Raw genomic sequence first — 19,861 nt, 5'->3', positions numbered from 1 at the left:
CGGGCGCTCGCGGCACGGGCTCGAGGATCAGCTCTCGCTGCTAAAGATCTCGACGGCCGCCGCGACAAGCTCGGCATTGTTCGCGGCGATCATCCCGCTGGGAAGGAGCTTTCCATCTTCCAGGCCGACGCGGGTGGAATAGCGTCGTTCCTTCGCCAGCCGGACAAACGGCCAGACGGTCGCGTCGAAGCCATGCATCAGGACGGACCGCTGCACATTCCCACGCTGTAGCGTGCCGACGATCCCCTCCGCGACATCGAAAGCGCCCCTCAGGTCCTGTTCGTTGTCAAGTTCGATGAGGATGCGCAAAACGCGCTCATGGGCTTCAAGTCCGATGTACCGCTCCGCATCCGCGACTGACGCCAACCCGACTTCAATCCCAACTCCCTTATCGCGGAGCAATGCCATGACGGCGGGGGCATCGTCCTCCGAGAGGTTCACCGACGCATAGTCGGGCAGGACACTCCAGCAACGAATGGCCTCAAGGGTGCGGTGCGCGTCGCCTTCAATCCAGGCACCGGTGGATATGCCGAGAAACGAACCCGGACAGGAGCCCCGAACCGCAGCAATGGTCTCATCAACAGCGCCGAGACTTTCCTTCCCGTCAACGGCACGCGGATGAATGTGGAGTTCCGCGGCACCGGCAGCGACCACGGCGGCGGCATCCCGTGCGATTGCTTCAACCGTGACAGGCAATTGCGGATGATAGTCGATTGGCCGCGCGCCGTTGATACAGGCCTGAACGATCATGGAAATTGAACCTCTTTCGTGTCTGCCTGGCGCAGTTGATACCTGCTGACGAGAAATGGCAACAAACGCGATCCGTCGTCGACGATCCGCATCTCCGTCGTGAGGAGACGATGGCCACGTTCCGAAGACGCTACCGGTTGACGGTCTGGAGTGAGGACGCCCCATCATGAGGCCCTCGCCCCCTTAGCGCGGAATGTCCGTTCGTCGTCATCATCGTAGGGCCGCTTCACATCGGACTCGGCTTGCGAAAAAGCGCACGTTGCGTTAATGACTGTCCAGTCAGTCATAATTGGATGCAAGAGAATGGCAGAGAGAAAGCGGGAGAAACGAGACCCCGAGCAGCGCCGCGCCGAGATCCTCGCCGCCGCCTTCGCCTGCTTTGCGGAGCGCGGTTTCGCGGCGACCCGCATGGAGGACGTCGCGGCGCGGGCGGGCATCGCCAAGGGCACGGTGTACTTGCATTTTCCCGACAAGGAGCGGCTGTTCATCGATCTCGTCTCCGGCATCGCCTCGCCGATCCTCGGCGAGGTCGGCGGCATGGTTGAGAAGGATGCGATCCCGGCGCGGGCCGCCGTTGCGATGTTCTATTCCATCTTCAAACGCGAGGTTTTGGAGACAGAGCGCCGGCACCTTCTGCGGTTGATCCTCGCGGAAGGACCGATGTTCCCTGTCGTGACCGAATTCTATTACCGCGAGATCATCACCAAGGGTCTAGCGATCCTGCGGATCGTGCTTGCCCGCGCCGCCGCACGCGGTGAACTGCGCAATCCCGCCGTCGCAGACGTTCCGCAACTGGTTATGGCGCCTGCTTTGATGTCGATCGTCTGGGCGACGCTCTTCGAAGGCTACGAGCACCTCCACGCGCAGAAGCTATTCGACACATTCCTCGACACGCTCTTCGTGCCCCAAGGAGGCGCGATATGAGACGAATCCTTACCGTCGCTCTCGTGGCCGCCGCGGCACTTGCCGCTCTGCCCCTCCTGTTTTCTGACAGGTCTCAACGTGCCTACCAGGGGTGGGTCGAGGCCGACACACTTTTCATCGGCGCCGACACCGGCGGGCGGCTGGTCAAGCTCGACGTCGTCGAAGGCCAGGCGACTGCGCCCGGTTCGCCGCTCTTCAGCCTGGATTCGCGGAGCGAGGAGGCAGCCGTCGGCTCCGCACGCGCTTCGCTGGCGCGCCTGCAGGCAGAACTGGAACTCGCCGAGGCCGCGCAAAAGCGACCGGAAGAGATCGATGTACTGCGCGCGAGCGAACGTGAGGCGATCGCCCGGCTGGAGCTTGCCGCACAGGAGCTCGACCGCACCCGGGTGCTGGTCCAGCGCGGCACCGCGACAAAGGCGGACCTCGATACGGCGACGGCCACCGAAGCCGCCAACCGTGCCGTCCTCGATAATGTCCGCGGCCAGATCACGCTCGCCAACCTGCCTGCCCGCATCGAAACGCTGCGCCAGTCGAGGGAAGCAGTCGCGGTCGCAAAGGCCGATCTCGCCGCTGCGGAAGCCGCGCTCTCCCGTCGCTTCGTCTCGGCGCCGGCAACAGGCAGTATCGAGACCATCTACTATCGCGCGGGTGAGGTCGTCCCTGCCGGCCGGCCGATCGTGGCGCTCCTGCCGCCGGAGAACATCCGTGTCCGCTTCTTCGTACCCGAAACCGAGCTTGCGCTTTTCTCGCTGGGCCAGCCGATCCGCGTTGCATGCAGCGCGTGCCAGCCGACCGACGCGACGATCAGCTTCATCTCAAAGAACGCCGAATACACGCCGCCGGTAATCTACAGCCTCGATGAGCGTGCCAAACTCGTCTACCGCGTCGAGGCGATCCCGACCGATCCCACGGCGCTGCGTCCTGGCCAGCCGGTGGATGTCACCGCGGGAGCGCGACCATGAGCGACACAGCCATCGCCGTCGATGCTCCGGAGACCGTCATCGACGTCCATCACCTCACCAAGAGTTTCGGCAGCCGAAAGGTGGTCGATGACGTGTCGATGACGGTCAAGAAGGGCCGCATCCACGGCTTTCTTGGCCCCAACGGTTCCGGCAAGACCACGACAATCCGTATGCTCTGTGGTCTGCTGACGCCAGACAGCGGCAATGGCACATGTCTTGGCTTCGACATCCTGACCGAGAGCGATCGTATTCGCCGCCGTGTCGGCTACATGACTCAGAAGTTTTCGCTTTATCAGGATCTGTCGATCCGGGAAAACCTCGAGTTCGTCGCCCGCGTCTACGGTCTGGCCGATGCCCGCGGCAAGGCAAGCGCCGCCATAGACCGCCTTGGCCTGAAGGGCCGCGAACAGCAGCTTGCGGGGGAGCTCTCGGGCGGCTGGAAACAGCGTCTCGCGCTCGGCGCCTGTATCCTGCCCGAACCGGCGCTACTCCTCCTCGATGAGCCGACCGCCGGTGTCGACCCCAAAGCCCGCCGCGACTTCTGGAACGAGATCCACGCCCTCGCCGCTGACGGCCTCTCTGTCCTGGTCTCCACCCACTACATGGACGAGGCCGAGCGCTGCCACGAGATCGCCTATATCGCCTACGGCAAACTGCTGGCGCAGGGAACGGTGGACGAGGTGATTGCCGGCACCGGCCTCGTGACATGGACCGTCTCCGGGCCCGAGGTGCATCGTCTCCAGTCCGAACTTGAGAATGTGCCGGGCATCGACATGATGGCACCGTTTGGGACCAGCCTGCATGTTGCCGGCCGCGATCCGAAGGCGCTCGAAAAGGCAATCGCGCCTTATCGCGAACGGCCCGACCTCAAGTGGCAAAAGGGTGAAGCGACGTTGGAAGATGCCTTCATCGACCTGATGCGTCGCGCGGAGGATAATTTCCAATGACGACGCGACCGGCAAACCGCAACGGCATCTCATTCGGGCGCTTCTGGGCGATGACCATCAAGGAATTCATCCAGATGACCCGCGACCGCATAACGTTGGCGACGATGGTCGCCTTGCCGATCATGCAGTTGTTCTTGTTCGGCTTTGCGATCAACACGACGCCGCACAATCTGCCGACCGCTGTGTTGATGCGCGAGAACACGGATGTCGGCCGATCTATTTTGGCCGCCCTCGAGAACACCGATTTCTTCCAGATCCGCTCTGTCGTTACCCGAGCCGAAGACATGGATTCGCTTCTGGAATCCGGCAGGGCTTTGTTCGTCGTGGAAATTCCGGAAGGGTTCGAACGCTCGCTTCGGCGCGGCGACACGCCCTCGCTACTGGTCGCGGCCGATGCCACCGATCCGGTCGCATCGAGCTCGGCGCTGGGTGCGCTATCAGGCATCGTGACGTCGGCGCTCGCCAATGACCGCCAGGTCGAGTTCTCCGAGCCGACCAGGCCCGCATTCTCGATCGTCCAGCACCGGCGCTACAATCCGGCCGGTTCGTCGACTTTGAATATCGTGCCCGGCTTGCTCGGCACGATCCTGACGATGACGCTGCTGATCTTCACGGCTCTTTCGGTCACCCGGGAATTGGAACGCGGCACCATGGAAAACCTGCTTTCCATGCCGATCAAGCCGCTGGAAATCATGCTGGGCAAGATCGCGCCCTATGTGCTGATCGGCCTCATCCAGTCGCTGCTCATTATCACGGCCGGCCTGTTTGTGTTCGGCGTTCCAATCCTCGGCAGCCCGGCTTCGCTCGCGGCCGCAACCGCGCTCTTCGTCATCACCAATCTGTCGATCGGCTACACCTTCTCGACGATTGCGGCCAATCAGCTGCAGGCGATGCAGATGGCGATGATGTTCTTCCTGCCGAATATCCTGCTGTCTGGGTTCATGTTTCCGTTCGCCGGCATGCCGCAATGGGCGCAATGGATCGGTGAGGCACTACCGCTGACCCACTATATCCGGATCGTCAGGGCAATCATGCTGAAGGGCGCCAGCATCCAGACCCTTGCCTACGACACCACTGCCCTGGCCTGCCTGATGGCGGTCGCCATGTTCATCGCCGTGCGCCGCTTCCGCAGGACATTGGACTAGTCACAGGCCGAACTCGCGGTTTCCCGCGCCGACCGCGCACATGCGCGAGCACGGTCTGACTATTTCGGCCGGCGGACGGCCCGGATCTTGCCGCTGTTTCCACCGCCGCAAAACAGCCGGTCCGCGCCATCGGACTCAAGTCCCGATACACCGATACCAGCCAGCATCTCGACCCGTTCCAGGACCTGCCCGGTCTCTGGTTCAATGTGCCTGATATCGCTTTCGTCGCCCTCCCAGGTGGCATGCCAGAGCTCATCGCCGATCCAGGTCACCCCGGTAACAAAACGGTTGGACTCGATACTGCGAAGGACAGCGCCGGTTTCGGGATCAATCTGATGGATCTTCCGGCCGCGATACTCTCCGACCCAAAGCGTTCCCTCCGCCCAGGCGAGCCCGGAATCACCGCCATTGCCGGGGGCCGGAATCGTCGAGACTATCTCGCCCGTCTTCGGGTCGATCTTCTGGATCCTGTCCTCGGCAATCTGGAAAAGATAGCGCCCATCGAAAGCCGTTCCGGCGTGTGCCGCAACGGCGATCGTATTCACGACCTCACCGACATCGGGATCGAGGGCATTCAGCCTGTCGCCGGACGCGAACCAGACATTCCGACCGTCAAAGGTCACGCCGCCCACCTGCTTCACATCTGGAAAGGGGCCATATTCACGAAGGATTTCAGCTTGGGAGTGTTTCATGGGCTTATCCTAGTCGTTGGGCAGTGGACCTGGGAGTAACAAAGTTGACGGGAATCCCGGTAGTGACGGGATAGTCCAGCGGCGTGCTGGTCCTCGTCCGAAAAACTGCACCTTGCCCGTTTCAGCGAGGGCATCAAGCGCGCGTTGCACGGTGCGCGCGCTCGCACCAATCGCGATTGCCAGCGCCGAACTCGACCAGGCCTCCCCATCGGCCAAAAAAGCAAGGATCTCACCATGCTGCTCCTCGACCGGTGGAGCCAGGATGACCACCTGGTCGGCACGCCGCGGCGCGAGCACAAAGCCGTCCTTGGTTGCCTTGATATCTGCTATGCGGTGAAGCTCGCCGCGCAGCCGCCCGATTTCGACGCGCAACCTGGCGCGATGCGATTCATCGGCATCCTTCGCCCTGAATGCACGGGCAACGAGCACGTTCCTCGATACATCCGCCGGCCAACTCTCCGCCAGTGCACGGGCGAGCGCGAACAAGACCGGGCGCGTTGTCAGCGACACGAACGCGTCGCCCTCCCGCACGACGTAGCGGCACGCGTCGACGACAAGCGTGCCGGACGACAGGACTGTCTCGACTTCTTGCAGCAGCAGCAACCGCTCCTCGCCGCGGCTGGTCAGTCGCGCCGCCGGCGCCTTCAGAACCTCGGAGACCCCTTCGACCTCCGCACGAAGCGCGGGGATTCCCGCCTCCCTCGCCGCATTTTCCGCCCGGAGCAGTGCCGCGCGCGCAACGCCCGTCTGGAGCCGGCGGATGGCGATCCCTGCGACGACAAGCTCGTTCGCCGTTCGCAAGGGCGGCGGGAGCGGTGTTGGATCGACCCCGGCGAGCAGCCGTTCGGCTTCGTCGAGATGGCCGATGAGCAGCGACCGCCTGGCTTCGAGATGTCGCGCATGTGCGGCGTTCAAGCGGTCATCATGCGCTTCGAGCACTTCCCGCGCGGAGCTGAGTGTCTTGGCAGGCCAGGTTAGATCGCGCGAGACCAGAGCGATTTCCGCCTCGGCGACGAGACAGCGCGCCCGTGCGACCGGCTCCCTTGGCCCAAACGCACGGGCAGCCGTCTTCAGCAGGACCTTTGCCCTCGCGAGATCCCCGAGCTGGGCCATCGCGATGCCGCGAAGGGCGAGCGCGGGCGCGTCATTCCGCAGCGCCACCCTCTTCAGCGCACCGAGAAGATCGCCTGTCGCAAGCAGCCTCGCCGCGGCGATGATCATCGAGTCCATCGAAATCCCGTCAAACTTGTAACTCCCACCCTCGCCCACTGCGGTCCTAGTCTGCTCACGATCACCAAGCAGCCGCAAGGAGCGGCATGCTACGTCAACAGGCACCAAGAGGAGAAGTATGATGACGATGCACATGACAGGCACACGCGAAGAATGGCTTGCGGCGCGGCTCGACCTGCTCGCAGAAGAGAAGGAACTGACCCGTCGCAGCGACATGCTGGCACAACGCCGTCAGGAACTGCCGTGGGTACGGATCGACAAGGACTACAGGTTCGAGACCGACAGCGGCAGCGCTTCGCTGGCCGACCTTTTCAAGGGCCGCTCGCAACTGCTCATCTACCACTTCATGTTCGGTCCTGACTATACAGCCGGATGCCCCTCTTGCTCCTCGATCGCGGACGGCTTCAACGGCGTTGTCGTTCACCTCGAGAACCATGACGTCGCCTTCACCGCCGTTTCCCGCGCGCTGCTTCCCAAACTACAGGCCTTCAAAGAGCGGATGGGATGGACCTTCGACTGGGCCTCTTCCTTCGGTAGCGATTTCAACCACGACTTCAGCGTTTTGTTTAGCCAGCAGCAACAGCGCGAAGGCGGGATAGAATATAACTACCGGCGTGAACCGCCGGCACCGGGGCCGCAGGAGAGCGAAACCGTACAGGAATGGAAGTTGCGCGGCAGCGAGACCCCGGTCGGCCAGATCGCCGCGATGACTGGAACCGACATCGCCACCTATACGCGCGACAGGCCGGGCCTCAGCGCCTTCGTGCTCGAGGACGGCGTGGTCTACCACACCTACTCCAGCTATGCCCGCGGCCTGGACGGTATTTGGGGCGTGTATCAATGGCTCGACCGCGCGCCCTTCGGCCGCAATGAGCAAGGTATCTGGTGGCGGCATCATGACGAATACGGCCGGAGGTAGAGCCGATGCTTTCCTCCGACCAGACAAGGCGCAGCGCATCGGTCGAGAAGCCGGCCGACAATGCAGCAAACATCGCCGACTGGCTGTGTATTGCGGCAGCGCCCACCTTCGCCATCATGGCGGTTGTCACCATGGCAAGCGGCGGAGCAGAGACAATCTGCTCCGCAATGCAGGATGTCTTTCCCATGGATGGCATGGCCATGATGTACCTGCTGATGTGCGCTTTCCACCTGCCGCCGTGGCTGCGTCTGATCTCCGGGCGCACGGTCAAGTCTGAACAGTCCTGACTTGCATTGCTCCCTGCCCGCTCCACTTAAGGCCCGAGCAAATCCACCTAACAGGCAATCGGGAGAAGATCAGTGCCAGGCAATTCCACGATCTCAGCGGCTGCATCGGGCCAATTTTCGATCGGTAGCATCGCGATCAACCGTCTCGGCTTCGGCGCCATGCGCATTACCGGACCCGGCATATGGGGACCGCCTGCGGACAAGGCCGGAGCACTGGCAACCCTGCGTCGCCTGCCCGAGATCGCGGTCAACTTCATAGACACGGCAGATTCCTACGGCCCCGACGTTTCGGAAGAACTCATCAGCGAAGCGCTGCATCCTTACAAGGGGCTGCTGATCGCGACCAAGGCAGGGCTGACCCGCGAAGGACCGGATCTCTGGACGCCAAACGGGCGGCCGGACTATCTTCTCGAGCGCGCGAAAGGCAGCCTCAAGAAACTCCGTGTCGACCGGATCGATTTGTGGCAATTGCATCGCATAGACCCGAAGGTTCCTCGCGACGAGCAATTCGGCGCGGTCAAGATGCTCCTGGATCAGGACATCATTGCCCATGCCGGCCTAAGCGAAGTTTCGGTTGAAGACATAAAGGCCGCCCGAAAGGTCTTTCCCGTCGCGACGGTCCAGAACCGCTACAACCTCGTCGATCGCGCCAGCGAGGACGTGCTTGACTACTGCGAGCGCGAGGGCATTGGCTTCATACCGTGGTACCCGCTGGCCGCAGGCGAGCTTGCCCGTCCAGGGTCCATCCTCGACAGATTGGCCAAGAGGTACGACGCGACGCCAAGCCAGATTGCTCTGGCGTGGGTGCTCAAACGCAGCCCTGTGATGTTGCCGATACCGGGAACCTCCAAGGTAAAGCATCTTGAGGAAAACGTAGAGGCGGCAAGCATCGCTCTCGATGAAGCGGATTTTATAGCGCTGGAAACAGCGGCTCGCCAATCCGGCTCCTAGCGCCGACCTGGCCTCTAGTAGCATGTCCAACCGACGCACGAGGTGGCTCCTCACCTGCCTCTTATAGTCGGACGGGGTACCGCAACGAGCAGCGATCGCTTTTCTTGTGAAAGATCGCTGCGGTTGCATTCCCGCTCAGGTTTTTGTCATCAGGACGTTTTATCCCGATGCCACCGCTCTATATCGTGAAAGAGTTGCCTCCACCTAGGACTGTGCAACCGAGCGGAGAGGTAATTGGCAACAGAAACAGAACTGAAACTTGAACTGAGCGCCGACGCGGTGGACACATTGCTGGGATCCGGCTTGCTGGGAAGCCCGATCTCTGTCGATTCCATGACCTCCATTTATTTCGACACGCCCGACCGCCAGGCATGGGAGGGCGGCTATTCTCTGCGAATCCGTACGGTTGGCGAAGCGCACGTCCAAACGGTCAAGGCTGCGGGACCGAACAGGGCCATCTTTGCGCGCTCCGAGTGGGAAACGCCGCTCACGGGCAACACTCCTGTGATCGATTACACGACCCCGCTGAGGTCCGAACTCGATATCGAGGACGGCACTCTCGTCCGGCAGTTTTCCACCCTGGTAAAGCGACATCGTTGGAACGTCGATCAGGACGGGAGCCAGATTGAAGTTGCCCTTGACATGGGCTCGATCGTTGCCGGCGACCGCGAGATGCAGATCCGGGAATTGGAGCTGGAACTGAAGGACGGCAAGCCATATACGCTGTTCACCCTTGCCCGCAGAATCGAGGCGCTTGTCCCGATCCGTTTCGGTGTCGCTTCGAAAGCGGAGAGAGGATACCGCCTGCTCCGCGAGCAACAAACGGCATACAAGGCGGAACCCGTGCATCTCGACCGCGACCTGCGGGTCTCGGCCTCGTTCCAGGTCATTGCTGAAGCATGTTTCCGGCAGTTCCGGCTGAACGAATCGATCGTCATAAATCGCCCGAACCCATCGGCACTTCATCAGGCCCGCGTGGCACTCAGGCGGCTGCGATCTGCCTTCTCGCTCTACAAGGTGATACTGGTCGACGCCGAATCTCAGCGGTTGAAGGAAGAGTTGAAGTGGCTGGCGGGCGTTCTCGGAGAGGCACGCAACATCGATGTACTGATTGCCAGGGTTGGAAACAGCGACGTAAAAAGTCGTTTGCTCGAAGCACGCGACAGCGCCTATGAGCAGGTGCTGAACGCGCTTTTCAGCTCGCGTGCCGAAGCCTTTATGCTGGACCTTAACGAGTGGCTGCATTGCGGAGAGTATCTCGCGCTGGTGGAAACGGCAGAGATTCGGAACGGACCGGTGGTCGATTTCGCAATCGACATCCTTGACCGTCAACGCAAGAAACTGAAAAAACGCGGCAAGTCTCTGGTCGAAGCCGACGATGAGCATCGGCACGAAACCCGCAAGGCGGCAAAGAAGTTTAGATATGCGAGCGAATTCCTAAGGTCCCTGTTCTCCAGCAAGCAGGCCGAGCGACGCTACGAAAAGTTCATCCAAGCGATGGAGAAATTGCAGGACGAACTCGGTCTCCTGAACGACATGGTAACCGCGCCGACTGTCATTCACAATTTGGAGCTGGAATCACATCCCGGCGTCGAATCCCTGATGGTCGCTGGCAACAGCGAAAAACTGATCACCGCCGCTCAATCGTCGTTGGACGAACTGATGGAGCGAAAAAGGTTCTGGCGGGGATGAAGCAGCCGCTCCGCGCTGCCGGGATGCTGTCCCACGCCGCGTGCCGAGATCGCCTGGCGCGGAGCGTACTCTTCTCATGTGAGATATCAGGAACAGAATATAAGCACTTTGCGGACGGCGAGAGTTAGTGCAGTCTGCGATATCAGTTCAGGTCGATGAATCGGGGCTATTGTGACCTGATCGCGAGAGGGGACAGGTTCATCATGAATAGCAGGATTTCACTGATCGCATGCGCCGCTGCCGCAATGGCGTTCGTCACACCCACGCATGCAGCAGATCTCCTGCCCGCCACGGCGCCACAACCTCAGGCCGTGCAACCGAATGGCTGGACGTTTTCCTTCGCACCCTACTTCTGGGTTGCGGGCCTCGACGGCAAGACTCAGGTGTTCGGCCTCCCGACCGTCGACATCAATCAGAATTTCAGCGACATCTTGAAGGATCTGGACTTTGCCTTCATGGCAGCCGGTGACGCCCGCTATGACCGGTTCAGCGTCTTCACTGACATAATCTATGCTCGCATAACGACGGATGCGGCAACACCGCGGGGCGTCGTCGCTGACGAGGTCGATGTCAAGTCAGTCACATTCAGCGCACTGTTGGGCGTCGGATACACCGTCTACGAAGATCCGAAGACTCGCTTGGATGTGGTTGCCGGTGCCAGATACTGGCATGCCGAAACAACGATAGGGCTAAGCGGTGGCCTCATCGGCAACGTGTCGCGGACCGATAGCGCCAATTGGGTGGACGGGGTCGCGGGCATCAAAGGCAACTACTCGCTGACCGACACGGTCTATCTCACCGGCTGGGGCATGATCGGCGGCGGAGGTGCCGACCTGGACTGGGACGTGCTGGCGGGCATTGGCTATAAGTTCAACGACACCGTCTCGGCGGTTGCCGGTTACCGCGCCCTCGGCGTCAACTACAGCAACGATGGCTTCACCTACGACGTGATCGAGCACGGCCCGATTTTCGGAGCGATCATCCGCTTCTAATCGCCGTTTCCTGATATACCGCCCCGGAGGCCTTTCACCCCGGGGCAGTGCCCGCCGGCATCAAACCGAACGGGTTAGTCCGCCGTCAACGCGAATATTCTGCCCCGTCATGTAGGCTGCACCGGTCGATGCAAGGAACGCAACCGTCGCGGCGATTTCCTCGCTCGTGCCATAACGCTTCATCGGAACGCTGTCGCGGCGCTCCTCCGTCGCCGGCAGGCTGTCAATCCAGCCCGGAAGAACGTTGTTCATGCGGATATTGTCGGCGGCATAGGTGTCGGCGAATATCTTGGTGAAGGACGCCAGCCCGGCGCGGAACACGGCCGACGTCGGGAACATCGGGCTCGGCTCAAACGCCCATGCGGTCGAAATATTGATGATCGCGCCGGCCTTCTGCTTCTGCATGTGCGGCGTCACCAGCCGTGTCGGACGGATGACGTTCAGAAGGTAGACCTCCATGCCCCGGTGCCAGTCCTCGTCCGATATGTCGAGGATGGGCGCGCGCGGACCGTGGCCGGCGCTGTTCACGAGCACGTCGATGCGTCCCCAAGTGGAGATCGCGAGATCAACGAGCTTGCGGAGATCGTCATTTGATTGGTTGGAGCCGGTGACGCCGACGCCCCCCAGCGCCTTTGCAAGCTCTTCGCCCTTCCCCGACGATGATAGGATCGCCACCTTGAACCCATCGGCTGCAAGACGCTTCGCCGCGGCGGCGCCCATTCCGCTGCCGCCGGCCGTGATCACCGCTACCTTTTCTACTGACATCATACTCTCCTGCCTTAAAGAGGACCCGCATGCAATTGCGGTCTACAGTTGCCTGCAAAGCGTGATATCACTCGTGTGGCATCGGTGCGAGCCAGTTTCGTTCTCAGAAAGCAGTAGAAAATCTATTGAATGGCAGAAGGTATTAGACGTCTTCCCTCGCTTAATGGCCTTCGCATGTTCGAGGTCGTCACACGGCACCTGAACTTTCGCCTGGCAGCCGAGGAAATCGGGGTCACCCAGGGTGCTGTCGCCCAACAGATTCGGGGCTTGGAAGCAGAGTTGGGCCTGAAGCTGTTCGACAGGCTTCCGCGAACGCTGGCGTTGACGGAGGCTGGCCAGAGCTATGTGACCAACATCCGCCGTGCTTTCGAGCTGATCTCGGAGGCAACCGAGACATTGAAACCAGAACCGCTTCACCTGACAATCAGCGTGACGCCGACATTCGCCTCGAAATGGCTGATCCCTCGCCTGCCGGATTTTACCGCGGCTCACCCCAACATTGATCTGCGCATCTTGGCGAGTGATCGCATTGCCAATTTCCAAACCGATGCGGTGGATCTCGCCGTCCGTCATGGCCGGCCACCCTTCGGACCGAACTTGAATGCGGAGCTGCTGTTCGATCACGTGATTATTGCCGTCGGCAGCCCGCTACTGGTGGAGAAGCTCGGCTTCCCCGACCAAGAGGACAATTTCTCGCGCTACCCGCGCCTTCACGATGGCCACGATCTCTGGCCGCAGTTTCTGGAATTGGCGTTTCCGAACGGAGCGCCGGCGACCGCCAAGAATATTCGGTTTAATCAGACCTCCCTGGCGATTGAGGCCGCGATTGCTGGCCAGGGCCTTGCTCTGACGAGCACGTTTTTTGTGGACGAGGACATTGCGTCGGGCCGCCTTCTCCGTGTGTTGCCAACCGAACTTACCGCTGGGTCGGATTTCTACGTCATCTCGCCACGAAAGCCCCGTCATGCGGCATCCGTGGCTGCCGTAAAAAGCTGGCTCGCGGACGCTGCGCGCCAGAACTGATAGGCCAGACGACGATCAACCGGCACCCGCGGGGCCGTGAATCCGCAATCAACGGACTAGAAGGTCACCCGGCGGGTCGGGATGGCCGGGCAGCATCGTTGAACGCCGACTTGGGGCAGGCGCGCAGTCGGTGGAACTCACAAGCAATGCGTCGGAATGAACGGAACTGGCTGGCACTGCGCCCATTTCTATAGTAGTTCCTCAGGTAGCTGTCAGAATTGCACGCTACGATGCGGGAGAACTATCATCGGAAAGTCTAGATGACGCGAAAGAACATAGGCGTGATGCAATTGGCCCTCGCGGCCTTGCTGTTGGCGGGATGCACCAAGGTAGAACCCTTGGAAACCACCGCGATCCCGCAGTCGAGTCCGACGCCTGCGAAGACGGATCAGGCGGTCATCGCAGATACGGTCAGTCGCGGCGCGGTCGGAGTGAACCCCCTTGCCTGGGCGAATCCGTCGACGGGAAGTGTGGGGGTGATCGAAGAAATTGGCGTTGATCCTGAAAGTTCATGCCGCGCCTTTGTAACGACCCAGCGGACGCTGGAGGGAGAAACCCGATTCAAGGGTCTCGCCTGTCCGTCTGGCGACTCGGATTGGAAGCTCGGACCCGCGCGATAGCCGGAATGCCACGCGTCCTCGCGTGGCCAAATCAAGCGCCGCCCGCTAGCCGAACAGACCCAACCTTGTTCTTGTGAGCCATTGCCGGCGGTCGACGACACGCCGGGATCTCTGCCTCGAACACCTAGCGGATGCAGTCCCTACGGACTGATGACCGGCTTACGCGTGGATTTGATCTGAGATCTCACCGCGAGGCTTGATCGTGCTTTGCGTGGTTGCACGGTCAACTGCCTTGCCTGCGGGCGCTCGACCAAATCCGCCTGGATTGGTGATCTCCTCTTGTGCCTGGGTGGAGCTCGACTGTCCGAGCGACGGACCGGCCTGGTCGGGAAGCGATTGTGCGCCGCAAGGCGCAAACAGCCAGACCAACAGCAATGCGGATAAGGCAAGAGAAATACGCATCTCCATCATTGGATTGTTGGAGAGCCGTTCGAAACGCTTGATGTTCCGCGCGTGCACCCGTCCAATTCGGCAAGCGCCACAAATTGCATGGGCCCGCCAGAATGCCTGACGGGCCCGAGACGCAATACAAGCGGCCGCATCTGGCCGGCCCCATAAAACCACAACCGCGCATTGACTGCACGTACCTCATTGGCGGTAAAGCGGCCTACCTTTCGGTGATTTTCTGGTGCGAGCGCTTCAGCACCGTCACGTCGTCATAGACGTTCTACGCTTCGCACTTGGCGTGCTAACGGGCGTGGCTCATTGGCGGCGGTGCCGTCCTGCATCGAGGAACCGGCGTCACAACGGCTGATGCTGAATTTCTATATCAACCGTGCAGGTCAGCAACTCTCCAAGGCACAGCGAACAAAGCTGGAGAAGGCGAAGGACGAGCTTCGCAAGGATTTCGGGCGGAAGCCCAAGGGATGAGAAAGCAGAAAGCTGCTCAACCGGCGACCGAGACCTTCACCACAGCCGAGCGCGGTGACAATGAGGACGGATGCATGGACGCGGCTTACCGCCGCGCCCACCAATATTTTATCGATCAGGCCAGATCGAAACGATCGGCGTTCATCACCTTGTTCCAGGCTGCGACGAAGTCCTTGACGAACTTCTTCTTCGCATCGGACTGGCCGTAGACTTCTGCAAAGGCGCGGAGCTGCGAGTGCGAGCCGAAGATCAGGTCGACGCGGGTGCCGGTCCACTTAAGTTCGTTCGTCTTGCGGTCGCGTCCCTCGTAAACGCCTTCCTTACCCGCAACCGGGGACCACTGGGTGCCCATGTCGAGGAGATTGACGAAGAAGTCGTTCGTCAGCGCCTCGGGACGAGACGTGAAGACGCCATGCTCGGGCTGACCAGCCTTCAGCACGCGCAGTCCGCCAACGAGAACGGTCATTTCCGGCGCGGTCAGCCTCAGCAGTTGGGCGCGATCGACAAGGGCCTCTTCCGGCTTCATGAACTGCCGGCCGCCGACATAGTTGCGGAAACCGTCAGCACGCGGCTTCAGCGCGGCGAAGGACGCCACGTCGGTCTGTTCCTGCGAGGCATCCATGCGACCAGGCGTGAACGGCACGGTGACGTCATGACCGCCAGCCTTTGCCGCCTTCTCGACACCGGCAGCGCCGGCGAGAACGATCAGGTCGGCGAGCGAGATCTTCTTGCCATCGGTCTGGGCGGCATTGAAGTCCTTCTGGATAGCTTCGAGGACACCGAGCACCTTGGCGAGCTGCGCCGGCTGGTTCGCTTCCCAGTCCTTCTGAGGCGCAAGCCGGATGCGCGCACCGTTGGCGCCGCCGCGCTTGTCGGAGCCGCGGAAGCTCGAGGCAGAAGCCCAGGCGGTCGAGACGAGCTCCTGCACGGACAAGCCGGTCAAAAGAACCTTCTCCTTCAGCGCGGCGATGTCAGCATCGTCGACAAGCTTGTGGTCGACGGCCGGAATGACATCCTGCCAGATGAGGTCTTCCGCCGGGACTTCCGGACCGAGGTAACGGACCTTCGGACCCATGTCGCGGTGGGTCAACTTGAACCAGGCGCGCGCGAAGGCATCCGCGAACTGATCAGGATTTTCGAGGAAGCGGCGCGAGATCTTCTCGTATACAGGATCGAAGCGCAGCGACAGGTCCGTGGTCAGCATTGTGGGAAGCTGCTTTTTCGACGCATCAAAAGCATCAGGAATGGAAGCTTCGGCATTCTTGGCCTTCCACTGCTTCGCACCGGCCGGGCTCTGCGTCAGCTCCCACTCGAAGCCGAACAGATTCTCGAAGAAGTAATTGCTCCACTGAGTCGGCGTCTGCGTCCAGGTCACTTCAGGACCGCCGGTGATGGCGTCCTTGCCGACGCCGGTACCGAAGGTGCTCTTCCAGCCGAGGCCCTGCTCCTCGATCGCACCGCCTTCCGGCTCCGCGCCGATCAACGAAGGATCGCCGGCACCATGCGTCTTGCCGAAGGTGTGACCGCCGGCGATCAGCGCCACCGTCTCTTCGTCGTTCATGGCCATACGGGCGAAGGTTTCGCGGATGTCGTGGGCAGCCGCGACCGGATCGGGGTTGCCGTTCGGGCCTTCGGGATTGACGTAGATGAGGCCCATCTGCACGGCGCCAAGCGGTTCAGAGAGTTCACGCTCGCCGCTGTAGCGCTCATCGCCCAGCCAGGTTCCCTCAGGACCCCAGAAGAGTTCCTCGGGTTCCCATACGTCCGCGCGGCCGCCGGCGAAACCGAAAGTCTTGAAGCCCATGGATTCCAGTGCAACGTTGCCCGTCAGGATCAACAGGTCGGCCCAGGAGATCTTGTTGCCGTATTTCTGCTTGATCGGCCACAGCAGGCGGCGGGCCTTATCGAGGTTGGCATTGTCAGGCCAGCTGTTCAGTGGCGCGAAACGCTGCTGACCGGCACCGGCGCCGCCGCGGCCATCAGTGATGCGGTACGTGCCTGCGCTATGCCATGCCATGCGGATGAACAGGCCGCCGTAATGACCGAAGTCGGCCGGCCACCAGTCCTGCGAATCGGTCATCAGCGCATGAAGGTCCTTCTTCACCTCATCGAGGTCGAGCGTCTTGAATTCCTCGGCATAGTTGAACGCCGTCCCCATCGGATCGGACAGGTCGGAATGCTGGTGAAGGATCTGAACGTCCAGCCGGTCCGGCCACCAGTCGCGGTTGGATCGACCACGGGGCGTATTGCCATGCGCAACAGGACATTTGCCCGCGCTGTCGGTTTTCTGGTCCATAACGTTCTCCTTGATTACCTTGAATTTTCTGCCGTCTAAAGGGGGATCTGCCAAACCAGTCAACGGCGCTGCGCCGTTTCCAAATGAGGTTCAGCACTCAAGCCAAGGGTACACCGATCGACATACATCCTCCCTTTCCTCCTTCATATCGGAAAATGGCGATAATTCTAAGTTGGATTTACTGATCGTTACGATAACCAAAACCTATGAGTTGGATGGATTACGCTCCCCGCAGGATTTGCCGAACTTGTGTGGCAGAGATGGGGAAACAAGGAGATCCTGGCTCCAATCCCTCGGCCAGCCCCCCCGAGCGGGCGGCAAGGCCACGGGCGGAAGACCAAGTACCAAGCCTCTTTGCCGAACCCTACGACAAACCTCCCTACGGCGCCTTCGTTGACATGTTCATTTGACAGATATCCTACAAGTGGATATGTATCTCGGCATCTGAATTTCTGCAGCGAGACCCGGCATGCCCCTAAAGACCATGAAGCCTTTGACAAGAGCCCCCCTGCTGCATGTGTCCGTGCAGGAGAGCCTGCGTGCTTACATCAATGACAATGGCCTGAAGCCCGGAACCCTTTTGCCGGCAGAGAGCGAACTTGCGACCCAACTCGGCGTCAGCCGCAACTCCCTGCGAGAGGGCATCAAGGCGCTGGAATCCCTGGGCGTCCTGGAATCGCGCCGCGGCGTCGGAATCTTCGTGAAGGCCTTCTCGTTCGAGCCGCTGCTCGACAACCTTGCCTATGGCCTTGGCGGGGCGCTTCGCCAGATTGAGGAAGTGATCGAGATCCGCCGGACGCTCGAAGTCGGCCTGATCGGCAAGACCTTGGAGACGATCAGCAAGGACGACATTGCCGAGCTCCGCGCCACCGTCAACCGCATGAAAGCGCACGCCGAGCGCGGTGAATCCTTCGCCGAGGACGACCAGCTATTTCATCGTCTGCTCTTCCGCTGCCAGGAGAACGAAACGCTGAGCCGGCTAATCGACGTGTTCTGGCTCGCTTTCTACAAGGCCTCGGATTTCGTCAATCTCGATAACGTCGACCCGATGGCCACCTGGCGGGATCACGCCGCCATCGTCGATGCCGTCGAAGCCCGGGACCTGGAGGAGGCTCGCCGCCGCCTCGACCGCCACTACGAAGGCATCGCGCAGGTAATCACAAACAACAAGACAAGTTCAAATGTGGGAGGAACGCAATGAACACTCTGTCCCGACTTTCGGCGATCGCAATCGCCGCGATGATGGCAACAACAGTCGCGTCAGGCCTCACCCGCCCGGCGCAAGCCGCAACCCTGTCGGGCGGCTTCGACGTCGGGCCTGGCGGATTCCAAGGCAATTTCAATCCGCTTGCAGCCACCGCCGGCTTCACATGGCTCAGCATCTATTTCGAGCCGCTCGTGACTTACGATGCGAAGCTGCAGAAGCCGGTCGGCGTTCTTGCATCGTCCTATGAAGTGAGCCCCGACCAGCTGACCTACATGTTCAAGCTCGTCGACGCGAAGTGGCACGACGGAAAGCCGTTTACCGCCAAGGACGCCAAGTTCACGATGGAGCTTGCCAAGAACGCCAAGACCGGCTCCGTTCTCGCGGCCCGCCTGACGCCGGTTTCATCCGTCGAAGCTCCCGATGAGCACACGCTTGTTCTCAAACTCAGCGCCCCATCTGCAAGCCTCATGGATACGCTCACCAAGGTCATGATGCTGCCCGAGCATGCGCTCGCCGCAATACCGGCCGACCAGCTCGCCAAGAACCCATGGTGGTCGACGTCACCGATCGGCACCGGCGCATTCAAGTTCACCAAGTATGTCAACGACCAGTATGTCGAACTCGCCGCCAACACGGACTACCGCGGCGGGAAGCCGGCCCTGGAGAAGATCATCAATCGCTACTTCGCCGATCCGGCGGCGGCGATCGCCGCTCTTCGCGCCGGCGAAATCCAGTTCACCTATGTCGATTCCAATGAGGTCCCAACATTCAAGGAAGACAAGTCTTTCCGCGTGATCGAAGGCAATTCCTTCGTCGTCAACTATCTGGGATTCAATCATGAATCACCGATCTGGAAGGATTTGCGTGTTCGTCAGGCGGTGATGCGCGCCATCAACCGTGACGCAATCATCCAGAGTCTCTACGGCGGTGCTGCGAAGCCGGCCAATTGCGCCTATGTCGCTGACCAGCTCGTTCCGAAGGACATCGATCCCTATGCTTATGATCCGGAAAAGGCAAAAGCGCTCCTGAAGGAAGCTGGCTGGGACCAGATCAACGGCGGCAAGCCGATCACGCTCCTGACCTACTACACGACGCCCTTGGCGACCAATGTGCTGGCCGCCGTTCAGGCGATGCTGGCGCAGGTCGGCATTAACGTCGTGCCACGTGCCGTCGATGCGCCGACCTATAACAGCATCGTCCTGAAGCCGGACGCGGATATTTCGCAGTTTCAGCTGGTTTATGCCGGCCTGCAAAACGGACCGGACGCCGGCAGCATCAATGTCGGGCTAAACGAAAAGCAGATCCCGCCGGCCGGCCCGAACGTCGTTCGCGCCCGGATGCCCGATCTGACGGCCGCGCTCGATGCCGCCCTCGGCGAGCCAGACGCGGCAAAGCGCGACGGGCGCTATCAGCAGGTCTGCAAGGTCATGAACAGCCAGCTCCCGTGGGGCACGCTCTGGGTGGCAAACCGCTATGGCGTCGTCTCCACCAAGGTCAAGGATTTCGTCTGGACTCCCGCTCCCGGAGGCGGTCCCTACCAGGCCGATCCGCAGCGCTGGTCGATCGCCGAGTAAAGACCGCCCATTGGT

At 61.1% G+C, this 19,861-nt stretch carries 18 protein-coding genes and 1 pseudogene; 14 read left to right on the top strand and 5 right to left on the bottom strand.

Going from position 1 to position 19,861, the window contains the following annotated elements; translation table 11 throughout:
* Nucleotides 1–27: 27 nt before the first annotated feature.
* The gene (locus tag IB244_RS17395; protein ID WP_018857289.1) at nt 28–750 is read right to left on the bottom strand and encodes a 3-keto-5-aminohexanoate cleavage protein; all 723 of its coding nucleotides are present in this window, start codon (nt 748–750) and stop codon (nt 28–30) included.
* Nucleotides 751–1,053: 303 nt separating this feature from the next.
* Here IB244_RS17395 and IB244_RS17390 point away from each other — a divergent pair, with 303 nt between their 5' ends.
* The 4 genes from IB244_RS17390 to IB244_RS17375 are packed head-to-tail and all read left to right on the top strand — an operon-like array spanning nt 1,054 to nt 4,728.
* Nucleotides 1,054–1,674: a TetR/AcrR family transcriptional regulator gene (locus IB244_RS17390; RefSeq protein WP_018857288.1), complete on the top strand. Its 621-nt coding sequence runs from the start codon at nt 1,054–1,056 to the stop codon at nt 1,672–1,674.
* The gene (locus tag IB244_RS17385; RefSeq protein WP_018857287.1) at nt 1,671–2,636 is read left to right on the top strand and encodes an HlyD family secretion protein; all 966 of its coding nucleotides are present in this window, start codon (nt 1,671–1,673) and stop codon (nt 2,634–2,636) included. Before IB244_RS17390 ends, IB244_RS17385 begins: the two co-directional genes overlap by 4 nt.
* Entirely contained in the window at nt 2,633–3,583 is a 951-nt protein-coding gene (locus IB244_RS17380) for an ABC transporter ATP-binding protein (protein WP_018857286.1), read from the top strand. Before IB244_RS17385 ends, IB244_RS17380 begins: the two co-directional genes overlap by 4 nt.
* Nucleotides 3,580–4,728 carry an ABC transporter permease gene (locus IB244_RS17375; protein WP_018117179.1) on the top strand — a complete coding sequence of 383 codons (1,149 nt, stop codon included), beginning with the start codon at nt 3,580–3,582 and terminating at the stop codon, nt 4,726–4,728. The genes IB244_RS17380 and IB244_RS17375 overlap by 4 nt, the downstream gene beginning before the upstream one ends.
* A gap of 59 nt (nt 4,729–4,787) precedes the next feature.
* Here IB244_RS17375 and IB244_RS17370 read toward each other — a convergent pair whose 3' ends face one another.
* Both IB244_RS17370 and IB244_RS17365 read right to left on the bottom strand, forming a co-directional pair.
* Nucleotides 4,788–5,420 (bottom strand): PQQ-binding-like beta-propeller repeat protein, encoded by a 633-nt coding sequence (locus IB244_RS17370; protein WP_192304906.1) that lies wholly within the window; start codon nt 5,418–5,420, stop codon nt 4,788–4,790.
* A 9-nt stretch (nt 5,421–5,429) separates the two neighbouring features.
* Nucleotides 5,430–6,650: a hypothetical protein gene (locus tag IB244_RS17365; protein ID WP_018857284.1), complete on the bottom strand. Its 1,221-nt coding sequence runs from the start codon at nt 6,648–6,650 to the stop codon at nt 5,430–5,432.
* A 121-nt stretch (nt 6,651–6,771) separates the two neighbouring features.
* Here IB244_RS17365 and IB244_RS17360 point away from each other — a divergent pair, with 121 nt between their 5' ends.
* The 5 genes from IB244_RS17360 to IB244_RS17340 all read left to right on the top strand — a co-directional run bounded on the left by IB244_RS17360 (nt 6,772) and on the right by IB244_RS17340 (nt 11,491).
* On the top strand, nt 6,772–7,569 hold the full coding sequence (locus IB244_RS17360; RefSeq protein WP_018857283.1) for a DUF899 domain-containing protein: 798 nt from the start codon (nt 6,772–6,774) through the stop codon (nt 7,567–7,569).
* A gap of 5 nt (nt 7,570–7,574) precedes the next feature.
* Nucleotides 7,575–7,856: a hypothetical protein gene (locus IB244_RS17355; RefSeq protein WP_018857282.1), complete on the top strand. Its 282-nt coding sequence runs from the start codon at nt 7,575–7,577 to the stop codon at nt 7,854–7,856.
* Between the two features lie 72 nt (nt 7,857–7,928).
* A complete protein-coding gene (locus IB244_RS17350; RefSeq protein ID WP_192304904.1) occupies nt 7,929–8,807 on the top strand; it encodes an aldo/keto reductase in 879 nt (292 codons plus the stop codon).
* 234 nt (nt 8,808–9,041) lie between these two features.
* Nucleotides 9,042–10,499 (top strand): CHAD domain-containing protein, encoded by a 1,458-nt coding sequence (locus tag IB244_RS17345; protein ID WP_018857280.1) that lies wholly within the window; start codon nt 9,042–9,044, stop codon nt 10,497–10,499.
* Between the two features lie 203 nt (nt 10,500–10,702).
* On the top strand, nt 10,703–11,491 hold the full coding sequence (locus IB244_RS17340; RefSeq protein WP_018857279.1) for a DUF481 domain-containing protein: 789 nt from the start codon (nt 10,703–10,705) through the stop codon (nt 11,489–11,491).
* Nucleotides 11,492–11,551: 60 nt separating this feature from the next.
* On the opposite strand, the gene IB244_RS17335 is transcribed toward IB244_RS17340, so the two are convergent.
* Nucleotides 11,552–12,256 carry an SDR family oxidoreductase gene (locus IB244_RS17335; protein WP_018857278.1) on the bottom strand — a complete coding sequence of 235 codons (705 nt, stop codon included), beginning with the start codon at nt 12,254–12,256 and terminating at the stop codon, nt 11,552–11,554.
* Between the two features lie 129 nt (nt 12,257–12,385).
* Between IB244_RS17335 and IB244_RS17330 the strand changes: the two genes are divergently transcribed.
* The 3 genes and pseudogenes from IB244_RS17330 to IB244_RS17320 all read left to right on the top strand — a co-directional run.
* Nucleotides 12,386–13,279: a LysR substrate-binding domain-containing protein gene (locus tag IB244_RS17330; protein WP_025660063.1), complete on the top strand. Its 894-nt coding sequence runs from the start codon at nt 12,386–12,388 to the stop codon at nt 13,277–13,279.
* Nucleotides 13,280–13,539: 260 nt separating this feature from the next.
* Entirely contained in the window at nt 13,540–13,899 is a 360-nt protein-coding gene (locus tag IB244_RS17325; protein WP_018857276.1) for an RT0821/Lpp0805 family surface protein, read from the top strand.
* A 753-nt stretch (nt 13,900–14,652) separates the two neighbouring features.
* Nucleotides 14,653–14,769 (top strand): annotated as a pseudogene (locus IB244_RS17320) (DUF3175 domain-containing protein); the annotation flags it as partial.
* 115 nt (nt 14,770–14,884) lie between these two features.
* Here IB244_RS17320 and katG read toward each other — a convergent pair.
* On the bottom strand, nt 14,885–17,065 hold the full coding sequence (gene katG, locus IB244_RS17315) for a catalase/peroxidase HPI (protein WP_169682242.1): 2,181 nt from the start codon (nt 17,063–17,065) through the stop codon (nt 14,885–14,887).
* Between the two features lie 469 nt (nt 17,066–17,534).
* Here katG and IB244_RS17310 point away from each other — a divergent pair, with 469 nt between their 5' ends.
* On the top strand, nt 17,535–18,266 hold the full coding sequence (locus IB244_RS17310; protein ID WP_026371801.1) for a FadR/GntR family transcriptional regulator: 732 nt from the start codon (nt 17,535–17,537) through the stop codon (nt 18,264–18,266).
* Complete coding sequence (locus tag IB244_RS17305; protein ID WP_018857271.1) at nt 18,263–19,846, top strand: ABC transporter substrate-binding protein; 1,584 nt, start codon at nt 18,263–18,265, stop codon at nt 19,844–19,846. The genes IB244_RS17310 and IB244_RS17305 overlap by 4 nt, the downstream gene beginning before the upstream one ends.
* Nucleotides 19,847–19,861: the final 15 nt, after the last annotated feature.

Source organism: Rhizobium sp. RHZ02, from assembly GCF_014851575.1.
GTDB classification, from domain to species: domain Bacteria; phylum Pseudomonadota; class Alphaproteobacteria; order Rhizobiales; family Rhizobiaceae; genus Rhizobium; species Rhizobium altiplani.
The sequence above is the reverse complement of the archived record's forward strand: the minus strand, read 5'-3'. Positions and strand labels throughout refer to the sequence as shown.